Consider the following 19375-nt stretch of genomic DNA (forward strand, 5'->3'; position numbering starts at 1 on the left):
GCTGTGTCGTCTAGGGGGTGTAGCCAGTACGGACGACACAGGAGTGCATCATGGAAGCTCGCTTGAACCCGATGGCAGCCCCGGTCGCGGCCAAGGCCCTGAAGCACGTCGTCGCCGCGGGCAAGGCGCTCGCGGAGTCGACGCTTGCGCCCGCGACACGGGAACTGGTGTCGCTCCGCGCCAGCCAGATCAACGGCTGCGCCGGATGCATCGACATGCACACCAAGGACGCCACGCACGCCGGGGAGAGCCAGGTACGCCTCCACCTGGTCGCCGCCTGGCGGGAGGCCACGGTGTTCACCGACGCCGAGCGCGCCGCGCTGGAGCTGGCGGAGGAGGGCACCCGGATCGCGGACGCGGCCGGTGGCGTGAGTGACGACGTGTGGGCGAACGCCGCCAAGTACTACGACGAGGACCAGCTCGCCGCCCTGGTGACCCAGATCGCCCTCATCAACGCCTTCAACCGCCTGAACGTCATGACCCAGCAGCCCGCCGGCGACTACCAGGTCGGCCAGTACCACTGAGGGGACGGCCTAGGGGAGCCGCTCCGCCTCGGTCGGCTCGCCCAAGCCCTTACCGTCCGCGGTGAGCGCTTGGGTGAGCCGGTCCAGGTGGGCGCGGTACAACCCGACGAAGTCCAGGCGCCCTTCGGCGATGGCCCACTGGACCTGGAGCCCGTCGGAGACGGCGAGGATCTCGCGCGCGATGTCCTGCGGGTCGGTTCCGGACTTCAACTGCCCGGCGTCGGCGGCGCGTTGCAGCGCGGCGGCGAGGGAGTGCGCGACGCGTTCGTACCGCTCGGCGAAGTAGGCGTGTGCCGGGTGCGCGGGGTCGCCGGCCTCCGCCGAGAGGCGGGTGTAGAGCTCGATGAGCCCCGGCTGGGTGAGGTTGTACGCGGCCAGCGCGAGCACCTCCCGGAACAGCGCGCGCACGTCGTCACCACTGGATTCACCCCCGGCGCCATCCCCTGAGCCGGGACCGAGCCGCCCGAACGTACGGACCGTACGCTCCTCGCGCGCCTCGAGGACCGCCATCAGCAGCCGCTGCTTCGACCCGAAGTGGTGGGTGATGACGGTGGCGGACGTGCCCGCCTCCGCGGCGATCTTCGCCAGGGAGGAGTTCAGATAGCCCGCCTTGGCGAAGAGCGCGAGAGCGGCGTCGATGATGGCCGCCCTGCGGGGATCGGCGGCGGCGTACTGCCCTGTCGGGCGGTGGCGGGGGGTGTGCTGCTCCATGGGGGCAGATTACGGTTCCCCGGCAGCCGCCTACCGGATTCCCCGGCAGCCGCCCTACCTCAGCGCGCGGTACAAAGCGCCCACCAGATGCACGCTGCGCAAGTCCTCGCCCGAGGTCCCGCCGCCCATCTGGTTCATCACGTACGCGTACGCGACACGGTTCTCCGGATCGGCGAACGCGTACGACCCGCCCATGCCTCCATGGCCGAAGGCCCGCGGATTGGGGCCGGCCTGTCCGTAGAGGTTCAGCATGTAGCCGAGCCCCCACTCCCACTTCTCGCCCCACGCCGTCATCGCCCCGAGCACCAGATCCCGTTCGTCGGGCTCGCTCTGCCGGGTCCGCAACCGCTCCAGCGCGGATTCGCCGAGCAGCTTTCCGCCGCCCAACGCCGCGTACACCTTCGCGAGCCCGCGCGCGGACGCGTGCCCGTTGGCCGCGGGGATCTCCGCGCACCTGTAGGCCGCGCCGTTCACGTTCTCGATGGGCAGGTACTGCATGGCGAGCGTGATGGGGGCCAGCGGATGGTCGTCGATCGATCGCACCGGTGGCGCGGGCGGCGTCGCGGAGTCGGCCGCGTTCGCCGCGCCGTCCGAAGCGACCGGCCTCACCATGTTCGCGCACCGGGCGTGCTCGCTCTCCGGTGTGCCCACGTAGACATCGGCGCCCAGCGGCCCGGTGACCTCGGCGCGCAGGAACGTACCGAGCGAGACGCCCGTGATCCGCCGGACGACCTCGCCGACCAGATAGCCGTAGCTCACCGCGTGGTAGCCCTGCACCGAACCCGGCTTCCACCACGGCGGCGTCGCGGCGAGGACCCCGCAGACCTTGTCCCAGTCGTAGAGGTCCTGGGACGTCAGGGGCTCGTGCGGTGCGAACACCCCGGAGCGATGACTCAGGAGCCAGCGCACCGGGATGTCCGCCTTGCCCTCCTGGGCGAACTCCGGCCAGTAGCGGGCGACCGGCGCGTCCAGGTCGAGCTCGCCCCGGTCGGCGAGCAGATGCGCGCCCAGCGCGGTCATCCCCTTGGTCGTGGAGTACACGTTGACCAGCGAATCGCGCTCCCACGCGCGCGTGCCCGTCCTGTCCGCGTCACCACCCCACAGATCGACGACGAACTCGCCGTCCACGGTGGCCGCGACGGACGCCCCGAGGTCGCCCCGCTCGGTGAAGTTCCGCTCGAACTCCTCGCGTACGCCTTCGAATCCCGGGGCACAGGTGCCATGGATACGTGCCGTCATGACTCTCCTCGATCGCTGGAAGCGCGGACCCGCCACATCCTCGCGCATGGTTGCCCACGGCACCTAGAGTGCGGAGGCGGGAGAGGAAAGTGCTGCGGGGGGAGAGAAAAGAAGAAAGGCAAGGAGGTGTTCCCACTCCTTGCCACTCTTAATTTATAGCGCAGTGGGGGGCTTGCGGCAAGGCCCCGGTCATCCCGCACAATCGCAGGCCAAAGCACAGGACCTGCGGAAACGGGAGATTCACCAAGTGCCTGCGTTGCTGTCTGCGTTCGACCTTCCCGCCCACCTCGCCCCCAAGGCCGACCCGGCGCTGATCGCCCGGGACGAGCAGCACTTCGCTGCCATCGCACAGAGTCTTGAGCAGACCATCGCCGACGTGTCCGCCCGCCTCGACGTCCAGCGCAAGGCGCCCGGTGGCATCGGCCGGGAGGCGATGGACCGGGACCTGGAGATCCACCGGCTCACCGGCCGCCTGCGCGCCCTGAGCCGCTTCGGGCTCGACCTGTGCCTCGGGCACATCGTCGGCGCGGACGACTCCGAGCCCGTGTACGTCGGACGGCTCGGCCTGACCGACAGCGAGGGCCGTCGGCTGCTGCTCGACTGGCGCGCACCCGCCGCCGAGCCGTTCTTCGCCGCGACCCACGCCGACCCCATGGGTCTGGCGAGCCGCCGCAGATACCGCTGGACCGACGGCCGGATCAGCGACTACTGGGACGAGGTGTTCACCGCCGACGGTCTCGAAGGCCATGCGGCCCTCGACGACCAGTCCGCGTTCATCGCCAGCCTGGGCGGCAACCGCTCGGCCCGGATGCGCGACGTGCTCTCCACCATCCAGTCCGACCAGGACGCCATCATCCGCGCGGGCTCCCGCGGCGCTCTCGTCGTCGACGGCGGTCCGGGCACGGGCAAGACCGTCGTGGCCCTGCACCGCTCGGCCTACCTCCTCTACTCCGACCCGCGCCTGGGCCACAGCCGCGGCGGCGTGCTGTTCGTCGGCCCGCACCGGCCCTACCTGAACTACGTCGCCGACGTCCTGCCCAGCCTCGGGGAGGAGGGCGTGCAGACCTGCGTCCTGGAGGACCTGGTCACCGAGGGAGCCGGGGCGCGGCCCGAGACCGACCCGGAGGTGGCACGCCTGAAGTCGTCCGCGGACATGGTGAAGGCGATCGAGAAGGCCGTCAGGTTCTACGAGGAGCCGCCCGCCAAGGGGATGACGGTCTCGACGGACTGGGCCGACGTCTGGCTGAGCGCCGACGACTGGGCCGAGGCGTTCGACGCGGCGGGACGCGGCACCCCGCACAACGAGGCGCGCGAGCAGGTCTGGGAGGAGCTCGTCGCGATCCTCCTCGACAAGCTCGACGGCGACGTGCCCGGAGAGCTCTTCGAGAGGGCGCTGCGGCACGACGAGGAACTGGTCACGACGCTGCACGGCGCGTGGCCGCTGCTCGAAGCCGCGGACCTCGTCGGAGACCTGTGGTCGAACTCCGCCTACCTGCGGATGTGCGCGCCCTGGCTCAGCCAGGACGAGGTGCGCACGCTGCGCCGCAAGGAAGCCCCCCAGGCCTGGACGGCGTCCGACCTGCCGCTCCTGGACGCGGCACGCCAGCGGCTGGGCGACCCGGAGGCGGCCCGGCAGAAGCGCCGCCACGAAGCCATCCTCGCCGCCCAGCGCGAGCAGATGGCCCAGGTCGTCGACAACCTGATCGACGCGGCAGCCGCCTCCGGCGCCGACGGTGACGACGGCGAGGGCCTGGTGACGATGTTGCGCGGCCAGGACGCCCAGGTCAGCCTGGTCGACGAGTCCGAGCTGCCGCCCGCGGCCCCGGACCGGCTCGCGGGACCCTTCGCGCACGTCGTCGTGGACGAGGCCCAGGAGCTGACGGACGCGCAGTGGCAGATGCTCCTGCTGCGCTGCCCCTCCCGCAGCTTCACCATCGTCGGTGACCGCGCCCAGGCCAGGCACGGCTTCACGGAGTCGTGGCAGGAACGCCTTGAGCGGATCGGGTTGGACCGCATCGCCGTGGAGTCCCTGAGCGTCAACTACCGCACACCGGAAGAGGTCATGACGGAGGCCGAGCCGGTCATCCGGGCCGCGCTCCCGGACGCCAATGTGCCGACCTCCATCCGCAGCAGCGGCATCCCCGTCGTCCACGGTTCGGTGACGGAGCTGGATTCGGTCCTCGACGGCTGGCTCGCCGCCCATGCCGACGGGATCGCCTGTGTGATCGGCGATCCCGCCTTCAGGGCGACGTCGCGTGTCCGGTCACTGACGCCGGAGCTCGCGAAGGGCCTGGAGTTCGACCTGGTCGTCCTCATCGACCCCGAGAACTTCGGCGAGGGGATCGAAGGAGCGGTCGACCGCTATGTCGCGATGACCCGCGCGACCCAGCAGCTGGTCATCCTCACCGGCTGAGAGGGGCACGGTCGACGGCGTCATCAGAGCCAGCTGCCGTAGCGCCGGATGTACCAGCCCTTCACCACCTGGGTGAGCGCGCAGTACGCGAGCAGCGTCCCGATCAGCCACGGGAAGTAGCTCATCGGCAGCGGCTGCATCGACAGGGCCGATGCCAGCGGCGAGAAGGGCAGCCACAGGCCGAAGGCCATCACCGCGCCCGTCATCAGGAGTACCGGCAGCGACGCACGGGACTGGATGAAGGGGATCTTCCGGGTGCGGATCATGTGCACGATCAGCGTCTGCGACAGCAGTCCCTCCACGAACCAGCCCGTCTGGAAGAGGGTCTGCTGCGCGGGCGAGTTCGCCTGGAAGACGTACCACATCACCAGGAAGGTGGTGATGTCGAAGATCGAGCTGATCGGACCGATCCGGATCATGAACCGGCCGATGCCCTTCGCGTCCCACGCGCGCGGCTTGCGCAGGTACTCCTTGTCCATCCGGTCCCAGGGGATCGACAGCTGGCTGATGTCGTAGCAGAGGTTCTGCACCAGGAGGTGGATGGCGAGCATCGGCTGGAAGGGGAGGAACGCCGAAGCCACCAGGACCGAGAAGACGTTCCCGAAGTTCGACGACGCCGTCATCTTGATGTACTTGATGGTGTTGCCGAAGGTCTGACGGCCCGTCAACACGCCCTGTTCCAGGACCATCAGGTCCTTCTCCAGGAGGATGATGTCAGCGGACTCCTTGGCGATGTCGACGGCCGTGTCGACCGACACGCCCACGTCGGCCTCGCGCAGCGCCGCCGCGTCGTTGATGCCGTCCCCGAGGAATCCGACGGTGTGCCCGTCGGCCTTCAGGGCTCGTACGATCCGTGCCTTCTGGACCGGGTTGACCTTGGCGAACACCGTGGTCGTACGGGCGAGTCGGCGCAGCTCGGCGTCGTCGACGAGGTCGATCGTGGCGCCCGTGATCAGCTCGCTGACGTCGAGGCCCACGTCGGCGCAGACCCGCGCGGCGACCAGTTCGTTGTCGCCGGTGACGACCTTGACCGCGATGCCGTTGTCGGCGAGCGCGCGCAGGGCCTCGGAGGCGTCCTGCTTGGGCGGGTCGAGGAACGCGAGGAAGCCGACGAGGGTCAGGTCCGACTCGTCCGCGGCCGTGTAGGTGTCCCGATCGGCGGGCACGGTGCGGGTCGCGACCGCGAGGACACGCAGGCCCTCACGGTTGTGGCGCTCACTGATGTGCGTGGCGTGGGCGCGCAGTTCGGCGGTGAGTTCGACGCGCTCGCCGCGGTCCATGACATGGCCGCACCGCTCGATGACCTCCTCCACCGCTCCTTTGGTGACGATGGTGTGCTCGGCGGCCGGTCCGTGCAGTTCGTCGCGGCGCACCACGACGGACATCCGCCGCCGGGCGAAGTCGAAGGGGATCTCGTCGACCATCGTGAAGAGCCGGTCGACGACAACCTCCTCGGCCTCGTCGATGCGGTCGATGACCGCCTGGTCCATGAGGTTGCGCAGTCCCGTCTGGAAGTGCGCATTGAGGTAGGCGTGTTCGAGCACCTCGCGGTCCTCCTCGCCGCGCGCGTCGAGGTAGCGGTCGAGGACGATGCGGTCCTCGGTGAGCGTGCCCGTCTTGTCGGTGCACAGCACGTCCATCGCGCCCAGGTTCTGGATCGCGTTGAGCTGCTTGACGACGACCTTGTGCTTCGACATCGCGACCGCGCCACGCGCCAGGTTCGCCGAGACCACCATCGGCAGCATCTCGGGGGTGAGGCCCACCGCCACGGAGATCGAGAACAGCAGCGCCTGGTCCCAGTCGCCTTTGGTGAAGCCGTTGATCGCGAAGACGATCGGGACCATCACCAGCATGAAGCGGATGAGCAGGAAGCTGACCCGGCGCACGCCGAGGTCGAAGGCGGTCTGCGGGCGGTCGCCGACCAGGGTGCCCGCCATCGAGCCGAAGTAGGTGTCGGCGCCCGTGGCGACGGCCACGCCGGTGGCCGTGCCCGAGGTCACCGACGTACCCATCAGGCAGAGGTTGTCGGCGTCGACGGGGTCGGTGGTCGCGCGCTGGCCGAGGTCGGGGGCGCGGGTGTCGGCCTTGGCGGCAGGCAAGGACTCGCCCGACAGGGCGGCTTGACTGACCATCAGGTCCTTGGCGGTGAGCAGCCGCAGGTCGGCGGGGACCATGTCGCCGGCGGCGAGCTTCACGAGGTCGCCGGGGACGACCTGCTCCATGGCGATCTCTTCGGTGCCGGGGTGCTCGCTCCACCGGCGCTGGACCGCGCAGGAGGTGGTGACCAGGGCTTTGAGCGCCTCGGCCGACCTGGTCGAGCGGAACTCCTGCCAGAACCGCAGCAGTCCGCTGATCAGCACCATCGAGGTGAGGATCCAGACGCCGGGGTCGGCCGGGTCCTGCCAGTACATGACCGCGGCGAGGACGACGAGAACGCCGATGAAGGGGTTGCGGAAGGACTTGGCGAGCTGCGCCGTCCAGTGCGGTGCGCGCTCCTGGGCGACGACGTTCTCGCCGTGCCGCTCCAGGCGTTCGAGGACCTGGTCCTGGCGCAGGCCGCGGGTGTCCGTGCCGAGGTCCCGCAGTACTTCGCGGGCGGACTTCGCGCTCAACTCGGCCAGGCGTACGCCGACTTCGCGGGTGCGGGCGTCCAGCTCGGCGGCCTTGCGGGTGCGGTTGTCGGTGGGGAAGCGGGGGGTGGTGGGGTTGTCGCCCGGCGTCGCCGGGCGTACCTGGGGAATCAGCTTGTTCATGGCAGACCTCCCTCCGTGCGGGGGCATGACGAAGCACGCCCGTGCACAGGGACGTAGATGTGATGGGTGATGCCGTCGGCGGACAGGCGCACGGGCGCGGTCGGCGACCGCGGGTGAGTGACCGCAGGACGGAAAGGGGGTGAGGCGAACTACGCCTCAGCCGGGAAACGGAATCGCCTCGGGAAACGGAACCGCTCAGGGCAGCAGAAGCGCTTCAGCGAGCGAACCGCTTCAGTGAGACGTGGCGCTGACGCAAGGACTTCCTTCGGGACTCATCCCGAACACCTCCTTGCGATCGCGGGACACGGAAGAACGCACCATCGAACGGTGCGAGGCCAAGTCAGGCATGTCAGGCCGTATATGTCAAATATAGGACTTTGGTCCCCATAAGGTCGGGACTTGTGTCCCACCCACCAAGGGTTGGACTTCTCTTCACATCCAGGTCACGGCCCCTTCCCTCATCCTTGCTCCCCTTGAAACACTGCACGCGCTCACGTCCCCCACAACCCACACCACGAGGTCGAATCCACTCATGCCAGAACTCAATCGGCGCCGGTTCATGCAGATCGCCGGCGGCACCGCAGCATCCGCGACGCTCTCGCAGAGCATCGCCCGCGCCGCCGCCCTGCCCGCCCAGCGCCGCTCCGGCTCCATCGAGGACGTCGAACACGTCGTCGTCCTGATGCAGGAGAACCGGTCCTTCGACCACTATTTCGGCACCATGAAGGGCGTACGAGGCTTCGGTGATCCGCGCCCGGTGACCCTCCCCAGCGGAAAACCCGTCTGGAACCAATCGGGCGGCGGCAAGGAGGTGCTGCCCTTCCATCCGGACGCCGAGGACCTCGGCATGCAGTTCATCGCCGGTCTCGACCACGACTGGGCGGGCGGCCACAGCGCCTTCAGCAACGGCAAGTACGACAACTGGATCCCCGCCAAGTCCGAGCGGACCATGGCGTATCTGACGCGCGACGACATTCCGTTCCATTACGCCCTCGCCGACGCATTCACCGTCTGTGACGATTACCACTGTTCGTTCATGGGGGCCACCGACCCCAACCGCTACTACATGCTGTCGGGCCACGTCGGCAACGACGGCAAGGGCGGCGGCCCGATCCTGGGCAACCAGGAGGCGGGCTACGACTGGACGACGTACGCCGAGCGCCTGGAGCAGGCCGGGGTCTCCTGGAAGGTCTACCAGGACATCGGCGACGGCCTGGACGCGGCGGGGCACTGGGGCTGGATAGACGACGCCTACCGCGGGAACTACGGCGACAACTCGCTGCTCTACTTCAACAAGTACCGCAACGCCAGGCCCGGCGACCCCCTCTACGACAAGGCGCGCACCGGCACGAACGTCAAGGCGGGCGACGGCTACTTCGACCTCCTGACGGCCGACGTGAAGGCCGACAAGCTCCCGAAGGTCTCGTACATCGCCGCACCCGAGGCGTTCTGCGAGCACCCCAACTGGCCCGTCAACTACGGCGCCTGGTACATCGCACAGGTCCTCGACGCGCTCACCTCCAACCCCGAGGTGTGGGCCAAGACGGCGCTGTTCATCACGTACGACGAGAACGACGGCTACTTCGACCACGTCGTCCCGCCCTACGTCCCGTCCTCCGCCAACCAGGGCAAGTCCACCGTCGACACGGCGCTGGACTACTTCCCGGGCAACGCGCAGTACGCCGCGGGACACTACGGCCTCGGCCAGCGCGTCCCGATGATGGTCGTCTCGCCGTGGAGCACCGGCGGCTTCGTGAACTCCGAGGTCTTCGACCACACGTCGATCATCCGGTTCATGGAGAAGCGTTTCGGCGTGCGCGAGCCGAACATCTCGCCGTGGCGCCGCGCCATCTGCGGCGACCTCACCTCCGCCTTCGACTTCAGCGGCAAGGACACCGACCCGGCGAAGCTGCCGGACACCGGCGCCTATGAGCCGCCGGACGGCGAGCGCCACCCCGACTACGTGCCCAAGGCGCCGGCCAAGGCCAACCTGCCCAAGCAGGAGTCCGGCTCCCGGCCCGCGCGTGCGCTGCCGTACGCACCGCTGGTGGACGGGGCGGGGGCGCCCGCCGACGGGAAGTTCACGCTCACCTTCAGCGGCGGCGACGCGGCCGGTGCCTGCTTCCACGTGCGCTCCAACAACCGCACGGACGGGCCCTGGACGTACACCACGGAGGCCGGCAAGAAGATCTCCGACACCTGGAACACGGCGTACTCGAAGGGTGCGTACGACCTGTCGGTGTTCGGCCCGAACGGCTTCCTGCGCGTCTTCAAGGGACCCGGCAAGACCGCGGGCCCCGAGGTCACCGCACGCCACGACAAGGCCACCGGCAACCTCAAGCTGACCCTGAAGAACGCGGGAAGCGCCGACGTGCACCTCAGCGTCGCCAACGCCTACGGCGGCGCCGCCCAGACGTTCAAGGTGAAGGCGGGCTCCACCGTCCAGCACACCGTCGACCTGCGCACGAGCAAGCGCTGGTACGACGTGACGGTGAAGTCCGACGCGGACGCCACCTTCCTGCGGCGCTTCGCCGGGCACGTGGAGAACGGCCGGGCCGGGGTGAGCGACCCCGCGATCGTCTCCGCCTGACGGTGACGATCGGCAGTCTGTGAAGGGCCGCCGCCGGAGCACGGCTCCGGTGGCGGCCCTCTAGCATGCGGAGGCATGGACCACTCCCATCGCACGCGCACGGACGGCGTTCCCGAGAAGCCCGCTCTCGACGGGCTCGAAGAGAAATGGTCGCGGCGATGGGACGAGGCGGGCGTATACACGTTCGACCGCGCCAGGACGCGTGAGGAGATCTTCTCCGTCGACACCCCGCCGCCCACGGTCAGCGGCTCCTTGCACGTCGGGCATGTCTTCTCGTACACGCACACCGACACCGTCGCCCGCTATCAGCGCATGCGCGGCAAGGAAGTCTTCTACCCGATGGGCTGGGACGACAACGGCCTGCCGACCGAGCGCCGCGTCCAGACGCACTTCGGCGTGCGGTGCGATCCGACGCTGCCGTACGACCCTTCGTTCCAGCCGCCCGAGGAGCCCGGGAAGTCGGGGAAGCCGGGGAAGGACCAGCTCCCCATCTCCCGGCGGAACTTCATCGAGCTGTGCGAGCGGCTCACCGTCGAGGACGAGAAGGCCTTCGAGGAGCTGTGGCGGCTGCTCGGACTCTCCGTCGACTGGTCGCGCACGTACCGCACGATCGGCACCGAGGCACGCGCCACCGCGCAGCTCGCCTTCCTCAACAACCTGGCGCGCGGCGAGGCGTACATCGCCGAGGCGCCCACCCTGTGGGACATCACCTACCGCACGGCCGTCGCGCAGGCCGAACTGGAGGACAGGGAGCGCCCCGGCGCCTACCACCGCCTCACCTTCCACGGCCCGGACGACCGGCCCGTCACGATCGACACGACCCGGCCCGAGCTGCTCCCGGCCTGCGTCGCCCTGGTCGTGCACCCCGACGACGAGCGCCACCGGCACCTCGTCGGCGCGACGGTCCGCACCCCGCTCTTCGGCGTCGAGGTGCCCGTCGTGGCCCATGGCGCCGCGGTCTCGGAGAAGGGCACGGGGATCGCGATGGTCTGCACGTTCGGCGACACGGCCGACGTCACCTGGTGGCGCGAACTGCGGCTCGCCACGCGCCCGGTGATCGGCTGGGACGGCCGCTTCCTCGCGCAGCCGCCGAGCGGCGTCGAATCGGCGTCGGCCGTCGCGGCGTACGCGAAGCTGGCGGGCGCCACGGCGCACACCGCGCGGGAACGCGTCGTGGAGCTGCTGCGGGCCAGCGGTGAACTGGAGGGCGAGCCGCGGCCCGTCACGCACGCGGTGAAGTTCTACGAGAAGGGCGAGCGGCCCCTGGAGATCGTCACCACCCGGCAGTGGTACCTGCGCAACGGCGGTCGCGACGAGCACCTGCGGGGTCAACTCATGGCACGCGGAGGCGAGTTGGCCTGGCATCCGCCGCACATGCGGGTGCGCTACGAGAACTGGGTCGGCGGCCTCAACGGCGACTGGCTGGTCAGCCGTCAGCGCTTCTTCGGAGTGCCGATCCCCGTCTGGTACCCGCTGGACGGCCACGGTGAGCCGGACTACGGCCACCCGATCGTCCCGGACCCCTCCGCCCTGCCCGTCGACCCGAGCGCGCAGGCGCCTGCCGGATACGAGGACGCACAGCGCGGCGCGCCGCACGGCTTCACGGGCGACCCGGACGTCATGGACACCTGGGCCACTTCCTCGCTCACCCCGCAGATCGCGGGCGGGTGGCGCTCGGACCCCGATCTGTTCGCGCGGGTCTTCCCCATGGACGTCCGGCCGCAGGCACACGAGATCATCCGCACCTGGCTGTTCGCCACGGTGGTGCGGGCCCACGCCGAACAGGGCGAACTGCCGTGGCGCCACGCGGCGATCTCCGGCTGGATCCTCGATCCCCACCGCAAGAAGATGTCGAAGACGAAGTCGAACGCGGTCACGCCCGGGGACCTGCTCGTGCGGCACGGCTCGGACGCGGTCCGCTACTGGGCGGCGAGCGGGCGGCCCGGCACGGACACGGCGTTCGACGTCGGCCAGATGAAGGTCGGCCGCCGCCTGGCGATGAAGATCCTGAACGTCGGCAAGTTCGTGCTGAGCTTCGGCGAGGTCGAGGTCGAGGTCGATGCCGATACCGATGCTGGTGCCGGTGCGCTCGACCTGGTCACCGAGCCGCTGGACCGCGCGCTGCTCGCCGAACTCGCGGCGACGGTCGATGAGGCGACCGCGGCCTTCGACGACTTCGACTACGCGCGCGCCCTTGAACGTACGGAGCGGTTCTTCTGGCGCTTCTGCGACGACTACGTGGAACTGGTCAAGGCACGGGCGTACGGGGACCAGGGGGAGGGCGCCGGGACGTGGTCGGCGCGGGTGACGCTGCGGGCCGCGCTGGACGCGCTGCTGCGGCTGTTCGCGCCGGTCCTTCCCTTCGTGACGGAGGAGGTGTGGTCCTGGTACGCCACGGGCTCGGTCCACCGCGCGGCCTGGCCGCACCCGAAGGTCCCTGCCGAAGCGGACCCCTCGGTCCTTGCGACGGCATCGGAGGTCATCGCCGCGATCCGCAGGGCGAAGTCGGAGGCGCGGCTCTCGATGCGGGCGGAGGTGGCGGCGCTGATCGTCTCGGGTCCGCCGGTGAACCTGGAACGTGTCCGGCTGGTGGAGGCGGACGTACGGGCGGCGGGCCGGGTCGCGGCGGTGGAACTCGGCGACGCCGAGGGCGCGTTGCGGGTCGAGGTGCGTGTGTGAGCGGAGAATCCTGGTGTGTCCGGCATCAAAGGGGGCGCCAGGGGCTGGCGAAGCGCCCTGTGCGTCGGGGTAGTGTGCCCGGGTGACGACGCATTCGAACACACCTGCAGGTTGGTATCCGGACCCCCAGGGCGCGCCCAAGCTGCTGCGCTGGTGGGACGGTTCCCTGTGGACGCAGCACACCAGCGCCGGCGACCAGGGAGCCGGCCAGGCCGCCCAGCAGCAGGTCCAGGCCCAGCCTGTTCCGCAGCAGGCCCAGGCCCAGCAGGCGCAGCCCGTCCCGCAGCAGGCACCGGCCCAGCAGGCCCAGTTCGGCCAGCCGCAGGCGCAGTTCGGCGGCCAGCAGCAGTTCCAGCAGCAGGCCCCGCAGCAGGCCCAGTACGGTCACCCCCAGCAGGCGGCCCCGCAGGTCGACCCCGCCAAGGTGCAGCGTCAGGTCCAGCAGCAGGCGGGCGTCGCGCCCTCCTCGCAGGGCGGCGGCACGCTCTTCACCGAGCCGGTCCTCGTGGTGAACCAGAAGGCCAAGCTCATCGAGCTGACGAACGAGTACAGCGTCATGGACCAGTCGGGCAACATGCTCGGCTCGGTCGTCCAGGTCGGTCAGAGCACGCTCAAGAAGGTCGCGCGCTTCGTCTCCAGCATCGACCAGTTCATGACGCACAAGCTCGAGATCCGTGACGCGTACGGCCAGCCGGTGATCCAGCTGACCCGCCCCCGCAAGTTCATGAAGTCGCGGGTCATCGTCGAGCGCGCCGACGGCCAGCCGATCGGCGAGATCGTCCAGCAGAACATGATCGGGAAGATCAACTTCGCGATCATGGTCAACGGCCAGCAGGCCGGTGCGATCAAGGCCGAGAACTGGCGTGCCTGGAACTTCTCGATCGTCGACCACGCGGACAACGAGGTCGCCCGGATCACGAAGACCTGGGAAGGCCTCGCCAAGACGATGTTCACCACCGCGGACAACTACGTCCTGCAGATCCACTACCAGCTGCCCGAGCCGCTCCTGAGCCTCGTCGTGGCCACGGCCCTCACGGTCGACACGGCGCTGAAGCAGGACTCGCGGGGCTTCGGGTGAGCTAGGCCCTCGCATCAACGGCATCGGCGCCCTGGGTTCAGGGCGCCGATGCAGGGCGCCGATGCCGTTTACGGGGTTAGGGCAGGTGCATCGCTGGTTCCGCCTGGCTCGGGATGGACGGCAGGAAGTCCTCCGACGACAGGCCCGAGGCCACCTCCGGAGACAGGTCCGCAGTCAGCTCCGAAGGCGCCTTGCCATACCCCTTGCCATACGGCTTGTCGTACGGCTCGTCCCGCGGTGACCGTGTCAGGACGACCACTCCGTACGCCGCGATCGCCGCGCCCCCTGCCGCGAGGAACAGCCCGGCCACGCCTCCCTGGAGCCGCTCCCCGAGCAGCGTCAGACCGATGACGGCGGCGGCCACCGGGTTGGCCAGGGTGACGACGGCGAGCGGCGCCCCGAGGCCCCCTCGGTACGCGGTCTGCGAGAGGAAGAGGCCGCCCACGGCGAACGCGGCGACCAGCAGCGCCACGACGATCACCTGCGGGCTGAGCAGCGGACCCGAGCGGTCCGTCGCGGCGACCGTCACGGTCTGGGTGAGCGCGGACGCGACGCCCGATGCGAACCCGGAAGCCGTCGCGTGACGCAGCCCAGGCCGCGCGCCCGGACGGGACAGCGCGCCGATCACGGCCATCGTGAGGCCCGCGACGGCCAGCGCCTCCGTCAGGGTCAGCGAGTCGTCGGGCGCGGGCCCGGACGCGGTCAGCAGCAGGGCGCTGAGGCCGATCAGCGTGAGCCCCGTGCCACGCCACTCCAGCGGGGTGACCCGCCGCCCCGCGAGCCGCGCGCCCAGCGGCACCGCGGCGACCAGGGTGAGCGCGCCCAGCGGCTGGACCAGGGTGAGCGGGCCGTACTTCAGGGCCGCCACGTGCAGCAGTGCCGCGCACGCGTTGAGCCCGACGGACGACCACCACGCTCCACTGCCGAGCATCCGCAGGAACCCGCTGCCGGTGCCCGTGGCGCGGGCGGCGAGGCGTTGCTGGGCCACGGCGGCACAGGCGTACGCGGCGGCCGAGACGAGCGAGAGCGCGACGGCGACAAGGGTGGCGTTCACCGTCGCACCCCCGGGGCGGCGAGCTCGGGTGCGGGCGCGTGGCGCCGCACGACGAACGAGCGCGCGGGGTCCGGCAGCTTGATCACGGCGAGCGCGATGCCGAGCAGCGCGGTCACCGCGATGGCGTCGAGCCAGTAGTGATTGGCGGTCCCGACCACCACGAGCAGCGTGATCAGCGGGTGCAACAGCCACAGCCACCGCCACCGCGACGAGGTCGCCGCGATGAGCCCGACGGCGAGCATCAGGGCCCATCCGAAGTGCAGTGACGGCATGGCGGCGAACTGGTTGGCCATCGAGTCCGTCTGCGGGGTGGAGCCGTAGACGGTCGGCCCGTACACCTGCCCGGTGTCCACGAGACCCGTCGCGGCCAGGAGCCTGGGCGGCGCGAGCGGGAAGGTCAGGTGCAGCACGAGGGCCGCCGCGGTCAGCGCGGCGAGCACCCGGCGGCTCCATACGTAGTGCCGGGGCCGGCGCAGATAGAGCCAGATCAGGAACAGCGCGGTGGCCGGGAAGTGCACGGTCGCGTAGTAGGTGTTCGCGATGTGCACCAGGGTGTCGCTGCTGAGCAGCGCGTCCTGGACGGCGCCCTCGCCGGGCAGCCGCAGGGTGCGCTCGGCGTCCCACACGTGGTGGGCGTTGCGGAAGGCCTCACCGGTGTGGCCGTTGGCCAGCTGCCTGCCGAATTTGTAGACGAGAAAGAGTCCTACGACGAGGAGGAGCTCGCGGACGAGGGGCGGTCGGGCAGATGTGTCCGGCTCCCGGACGGCTATGTCCGGTTCCCTTTCGGCAGGCTCGGTTCGGGATTCCATCCCCCGGCCCCTTTACGTGACGACTGGGTGGTGCGGGTAGTGAGTGGGAGAGAGCGCCCTACTCATCGATACGCCAGTGTACCGATACGCCAGTGTACCGATACGCAGCCGTACCGGTACACTGACGTATCGATAGGGTCGGTGGAAGCCGCCCCACCCGAGGAGAAGAGTCATGACGTCGCCGGAACAGGCTTCAGACGCAGCGGCAGCGGACCCCGTGGGCTCGCCGCGCCGTTCCAAGATCACGCCCGAGCGTGAGCAGGAGTTCTACGACGCCGTCCTCGACCAGCTCCGCGAGTGCGGGTACGACGCCGTGACCATGGAGGGCGTGGCCTCGACCACCCGGTGCAGCAAGTCCACGCTCTACCGCCAGTGGAAGACGAAGCCCCAGTTCGTCGCGGCGGCGCTGCGCGCCAACCGCTGCGTGCGTTTCGCGGGCATCGACACCGGCACGCTCGCCGGTGATCTGCGCGAGGCGGCGCGGGCCGCGGGGGAGTGGTCGACCCAGGACAGCATGCTGGTCCAGGCGCTGAGCCACGCGGTGCTGCAGGACGAGGACCTGCGCAGCGCGCTGCGCGAAGCGCTCGTGGAGCCGGAGACCCGCGCCCTCGACGACCTGGTCGAGCGGGGAGTGGCCCGGGGAGAGATCGCCGCGGACCATCCGGCCACGAGGTTCATCACGGCTCAGCTCATGGGCGTGGTCCGGGCCCGGCCCGTCCTGGAGGGCAAGCACGCGGACGAGGAGTACCTCTCGGACTTCGTGGAGGCGTGCCTGCTGCCCGCGCTGGGTCTGACACGACCCGTCTGACAAGACCCACCTGATCGTGGACCGGGGCCCGGTGGATGACCGGCTCCGATCTGCCTGCCGCGCCGCACCGTGGGGACGGGGGTGGCGTGGCCGCCCGTGGCCGGGCGGGCGGAACCCCCGTGGTTCCGTCCGCCCGGCTCCGGCGTGCTCAGACTTCCTTGCCGTTGCCGCCTCCGCCGCCCGCGGCGGCCTTGATCCCCTTGGTTATCTCGTCCATCACGGACACCTTCGGGGACTTGTCGTTGACGTCGATGCCGAAGCGGACGATGACGAGCTCGGACTTCACGGTGGGGGAGGGGAAGGCCAGCGACTGGACGTAGCCGTCGTCGCTCTTCTCGGTGACGGCCTTCCAGCGCACGAGGTAGCCCTTCTGGCCGGCCACGGTGACCGCCTTGGACTCCAGCTCCTTGTGCGAGGTGATCTTGCCGTAGGTCTTGCCGCCGTAGGACTCCTTGGCGTTGATGGAGATGTCGGCCTTGGCGGCCGCCTCCGCTGTCTTGGCGTCGACCTTGAAGCCCTTGGCGGGTCCGGAGTACGCGCCGCCGCGGGTGCAGGTCTTCTCGGTCTCCCTGGGGCAGGGGTAGGAGCCCGTGGTCACCGAGGCGCCGCCCTCCTGGCCGCTCGCGCCGGTCCAGCCGTCCGGTACGGGAAGGCTGATGCCGCTGAGGATGTCGGTGGCGTACCCGTCCTCGGACGGCGGCGCGGCGGAGCCGCCGGGCGGCTGGGACTGCTCGGGGTCCTGCGGGTCCTGGGGGTCCTGGGGTGCGCCGGGCTTCGAGGGGGCGGAGGACGACGGGGTCTTGGAGGCGCTGTCGCCGTCCCCGCCGTCGTCGGCGGTCAGGAAGTAGACGCCGCCGCCTATCCCGGCCAGGACCACGAGGGCCACACCCACGGCTATGCCTATGCGCAGGCCGCGGCGGGGGGCGGTGGGGGCTCCCGGGTAGGAGGGATAGGCCGGGTACGCGCCCGGGGCGGCGCCGGTGGGAGCGCCGGCCGGGGTGGTGGGCGGATGGGCCGGCGGAGCCGCCGGGGCGGACCCGCCCCACCCGGCGGTGGCGGAACCCACCGCGCGGACCTGGTCCGTCCATACGTTCCCGTCCCACCAACGCTCGGTACGGGGGCCGTCAGTTGTCTGGCCGGGGTCGGGGTACCAGCCGGGAGGGGTTACCTGGGTCATGGGCGTCAGGGTATGAGCATTCGGTGAAAGTGGGATGAGAGGGGGCCTTTACGGAGGTCACCGTTCGGCCGATCCGCTCGTCCGCTCCATCGGGTCGCTCCATCCGGCCGCTCTATTCGCCCGGGGGAGAGGCGAGTTCACGTCGCCGGGGGAGAGGCGAGTTCACGGCGCTCGCCCGTACGCGCGGAGGCTGTTCACCTCTCCTGTCCGTCCACCACCAGCCGCACCGGCCCGCCGCCCTCGAACGCGGGCACCCGCACCCCCGCCCGCCCCGGAGTGATCGACCCCAGCACGCTCGCATGCCGGGCCCCCGTGCTCTGCGGCACCGTCCCCGGCAGTCCGTGCGCCGTCAGGAAGCCCAGCACCGCGAAGGCGTACGCCTCCTTCGCGGCGGACGGAAGGCCGAGCTCGTCGGAGGTGCGGACCGGGATCTTTCCCCCCAACTCGGCCCGCAGGAACGCCATCAGCGTCGGATTGCGGGTGCCGCCGCCGGAGGCGACGACCTCGGAGGCGCCGACCGCCCTGACGGCGTCGGCGACCGTGCGGGCGGTCAGCCGGGTGAGGGTGGCGACGACGTCCTGCGGGGCGAGATCCTCGTACCCGGTGAGGGCCGCCCGCAGATAGGGCAGGTGGAAGAGCTCCTTGCCGGTGGTCTTCGGGGCGGGGCGCGCGTAGTACGGCTCGCCGAGCAGGACGGCCAGCAGGCCTTCGTCGGCCGTGCCGCGCGCGGCCATCTCGCCGTCGAGGTCGCAGGTGAGGCGCTCGCGCGTCAGTTCGCGCACGGCGGCGTCGATGAGGGCGTTGGCGGGGCCCGTGTCGAAGGCGGTGCCGTCCGGGGCGGTGATGTTGGCGATGCCACCGAGGTTCAGCGCGGCCGGGGCGCCGGGCCTGCCGCGCAGCCACATCCGGTCGACGATGCTGACCAGGGGGGCGCCCTGGCCGCCGGCGGCGATGTCACGGGGGCGGAAGTCGGCGACCACCGGAAGCCCCGTCCGCTCGGCGATCCACGCGGGCTGGCCGATCTGCAGCGTGCCGTGCACCTGGCCGTCCGCCACCCAGTGGTAGACCGTCTGCCCGTGCGAGGCGACCAACTCCGCGCGTCCGTCGCACAGTTCGCGGTCCGCCTCGGCCGCCGCCGCGGCGAAGGCCTGGCCGATGCGGGTGTCCAGGCGGCAGACGTCCGCCAGCGTGGTGGCGGCGGGCGGCAGCGCGGCGCCGAGGGCTCTGCGCAGCTCCTCGTCGTACCCGCGGGTGATGAGACCCAGCGGGGAGAGCAGCAGCCGGTCGCCGTCGATCGTCAGGTCGGCCGCCGCGGCGTCGATGGCGTCGTACGAAGTCCCCGACATCAGCCCGATTACGCGCACGTGCTGCCCCTCTCGCTCTCCTCACGGGTGTTTGATCATCGCAGCGATGACAGGGCGCGCGCACTCGCACGTACGATCCAGTTCAGGCCGTTGAGGCAGGGGGAGGGGCGACTCGTCCATGTCCGCCACGGGATCGCCCGTCCCACGCGCGCGGACTCGGCGCACGAACCTCCTCC

General features: G+C 70.5%; 13 protein-coding genes. 6 read left to right on the forward strand and 7 right to left on the reverse strand.

Annotation, left to right across the window (positions count from 1 at the left end; genetic code table 11):
* Window positions 1-50 precede the first annotated feature (50 nt).
* Entirely contained in the window at window positions 51-524 is a 474-nt protein-coding gene (locus ACFUPX_RS01800; RefSeq protein ID WP_383314122.1) for a carboxymuconolactone decarboxylase family protein, read from the forward strand.
* Window positions 525-533: 9 nt separating this feature from the next.
* On the opposite strand, the gene ACFUPX_RS01805 is transcribed toward ACFUPX_RS01800, so the two are convergent.
* Window positions 534-1235, reverse strand: a complete 702-nt coding sequence (locus ACFUPX_RS01805) for a TetR/AcrR family transcriptional regulator (protein ID WP_383314125.1) — start codon at window positions 1233-1235, stop codon at window positions 534-536.
* Between the two features lie 54 nt (window positions 1236-1289).
* Window positions 1290-2474, reverse strand: a complete 1185-nt coding sequence (locus ACFUPX_RS01810; RefSeq protein WP_383314128.1) for a serine hydrolase domain-containing protein — start codon at window positions 2472-2474, stop codon at window positions 1290-1292.
* A 247-nt stretch (window positions 2475-2721) separates the two neighbouring features.
* On the opposite strand from ACFUPX_RS01810, the gene helR reads away from it, so the two are divergent.
* Window positions 2722-4887, forward strand: a complete 2166-nt coding sequence (gene helR, locus ACFUPX_RS01815) for an RNA polymerase recycling motor ATPase HelR (protein WP_383314131.1) — start codon at window positions 2722-2724, stop codon at window positions 4885-4887.
* Window positions 4888-4910: 23 nt separating this feature from the next.
* On the opposite strand, the gene mgtA is transcribed toward helR, so the two are convergent.
* Entirely contained in the window at window positions 4911-7640 is a 2730-nt protein-coding gene (gene mgtA / locus ACFUPX_RS01820) for a magnesium-translocating P-type ATPase (protein ID WP_383314134.1), read from the reverse strand.
* A gap of 532 nt (window positions 7641-8172) precedes the next feature.
* Between mgtA and ACFUPX_RS01825 the strand changes: the two genes are divergently transcribed.
* The 3 genes from ACFUPX_RS01825 (at window position 8173) to ACFUPX_RS01835 (ending at window position 13987) form a co-directional block, all read left to right on the forward strand.
* The gene (locus ACFUPX_RS01825) at window positions 8173-10230 is read left to right on the forward strand and encodes a phosphocholine-specific phospholipase C (RefSeq protein ID WP_383314137.1); all 2058 of its coding nucleotides are present in this window, start codon (window positions 8173-8175) and stop codon (window positions 10228-10230) included.
* Between the two features lie 75 nt (window positions 10231-10305).
* The gene (gene valS / locus ACFUPX_RS01830) at window positions 10306-12909 is read left to right on the forward strand and encodes a valine--tRNA ligase (RefSeq protein ID WP_383314140.1); all 2604 of its coding nucleotides are present in this window, start codon (window positions 10306-10308) and stop codon (window positions 12907-12909) included.
* Between the two features lie 82 nt (window positions 12910-12991).
* Window positions 12992-13987, forward strand: a complete 996-nt coding sequence (locus ACFUPX_RS01835) for a phospholipid scramblase-related protein (protein ID WP_383314143.1) — start codon at window positions 12992-12994, stop codon at window positions 13985-13987.
* Between the two features lie 76 nt (window positions 13988-14063).
* Here the strand turns inward: ACFUPX_RS01835 and ACFUPX_RS01840 are convergent, their stop codons facing one another.
* Both ACFUPX_RS01840 and ACFUPX_RS01845 read right to left on the reverse strand, forming a co-directional pair.
* Window positions 14064-15041, reverse strand: a complete 978-nt coding sequence (locus ACFUPX_RS01840; protein ID WP_383314146.1) for a DMT family transporter — start codon at window positions 15039-15041, stop codon at window positions 14064-14066.
* On the reverse strand, window positions 15038-15850 hold the full coding sequence (locus ACFUPX_RS01845) for a phosphatase PAP2 family protein (protein ID WP_383314149.1): 813 nt from the start codon (window positions 15848-15850) through the stop codon (window positions 15038-15040). The genes ACFUPX_RS01840 and ACFUPX_RS01845 overlap by 4 nt, the downstream gene beginning before the upstream one ends.
* A 172-nt stretch (window positions 15851-16022) precedes the next feature.
* On the opposite strand from ACFUPX_RS01845, the gene ACFUPX_RS01850 reads away from it, so the two are divergent.
* Window positions 16023-16658: a TetR/AcrR family transcriptional regulator C-terminal ligand-binding domain-containing protein gene (locus tag ACFUPX_RS01850; RefSeq protein ID WP_383314152.1), complete on the forward strand. Its 636-nt coding sequence runs from the start codon at window positions 16023-16025 to the stop codon at window positions 16656-16658.
* 148 nt (window positions 16659-16806) lie between these two features.
* On the opposite strand, the gene ACFUPX_RS01855 is transcribed toward ACFUPX_RS01850, so the two are convergent.
* Window positions 16807-17835 carry a DUF2510 domain-containing protein gene (locus ACFUPX_RS01855; protein WP_383314155.1) on the reverse strand — a complete coding sequence of 343 codons (1029 nt, stop codon included), beginning with the start codon at window positions 17833-17835 and terminating at the stop codon, window positions 16807-16809.
* Between the two features lie 194 nt (window positions 17836-18029).
* Window positions 18030-19199: an anhydro-N-acetylmuramic acid kinase gene (locus ACFUPX_RS01860; RefSeq protein WP_383314158.1), complete on the reverse strand. Its 1170-nt coding sequence runs from the start codon at window positions 19197-19199 to the stop codon at window positions 18030-18032.
* Window positions 19200-19375 lie beyond the last annotated feature (176 nt).

Source organism: Streptomyces sp. NPDC057302 (assembly GCF_042667685.1).
Lineage (GTDB): Bacteria > Actinomycetota > Actinomycetes > Streptomycetales > Streptomycetaceae > Streptomyces.

What these genes read in the sequence shown, in the direction of transcription:
- ACFUPX_RS01800 (WP_383314122.1), top strand. Translation starts at nt 51, where the DNA reads ATGGAAGCTCGCTTGAACCCGATGGCAGCCCCGGTCGCGGCCAAGGCC.
- ACFUPX_RS01805 (WP_383314125.1), bottom strand. Translation starts at nt 1,235, where the DNA reads ATGGAGCAGCACACCCCCCGCCACCGCCCGACAGGGCAGTACGCCGCC.
- ACFUPX_RS01810 (WP_383314128.1), bottom strand. Translation starts at nt 2,474, where the DNA reads ATGACGGCACGTATCCATGGCACCTGTGCCCCGGGATTCGAAGGCGTA.
- mgtA (WP_383314134.1), bottom strand. Translation starts at nt 7,640, where the DNA reads ATGAACAAGCTGATTCCCCAGGTACGCCCGGCGACGCCGGGCGACAAC.
- ACFUPX_RS01825 (WP_383314137.1), top strand. Translation starts at nt 8,173, where the DNA reads ATGCCAGAACTCAATCGGCGCCGGTTCATGCAGATCGCCGGCGGCACC.
- valS (WP_383314140.1), top strand. Translation starts at nt 10,306, where the DNA reads ATGGACCACTCCCATCGCACGCGCACGGACGGCGTTCCCGAGAAGCCC.
- ACFUPX_RS01845 (WP_383314149.1), bottom strand. Translation starts at nt 15,850, where the DNA reads ATGGAATCCCGAACCGAGCCTGCCGAAAGGGAACCGGACATAGCCGTC.
- ACFUPX_RS01850 (WP_383314152.1), top strand. Translation starts at nt 16,023, where the DNA reads ATGACGTCGCCGGAACAGGCTTCAGACGCAGCGGCAGCGGACCCCGTG.
- ACFUPX_RS01855 (WP_383314155.1), bottom strand. Translation starts at nt 17,835, where the DNA reads ATGACCCAGGTAACCCCTCCCGGCTGGTACCCCGACCCCGGCCAGACA.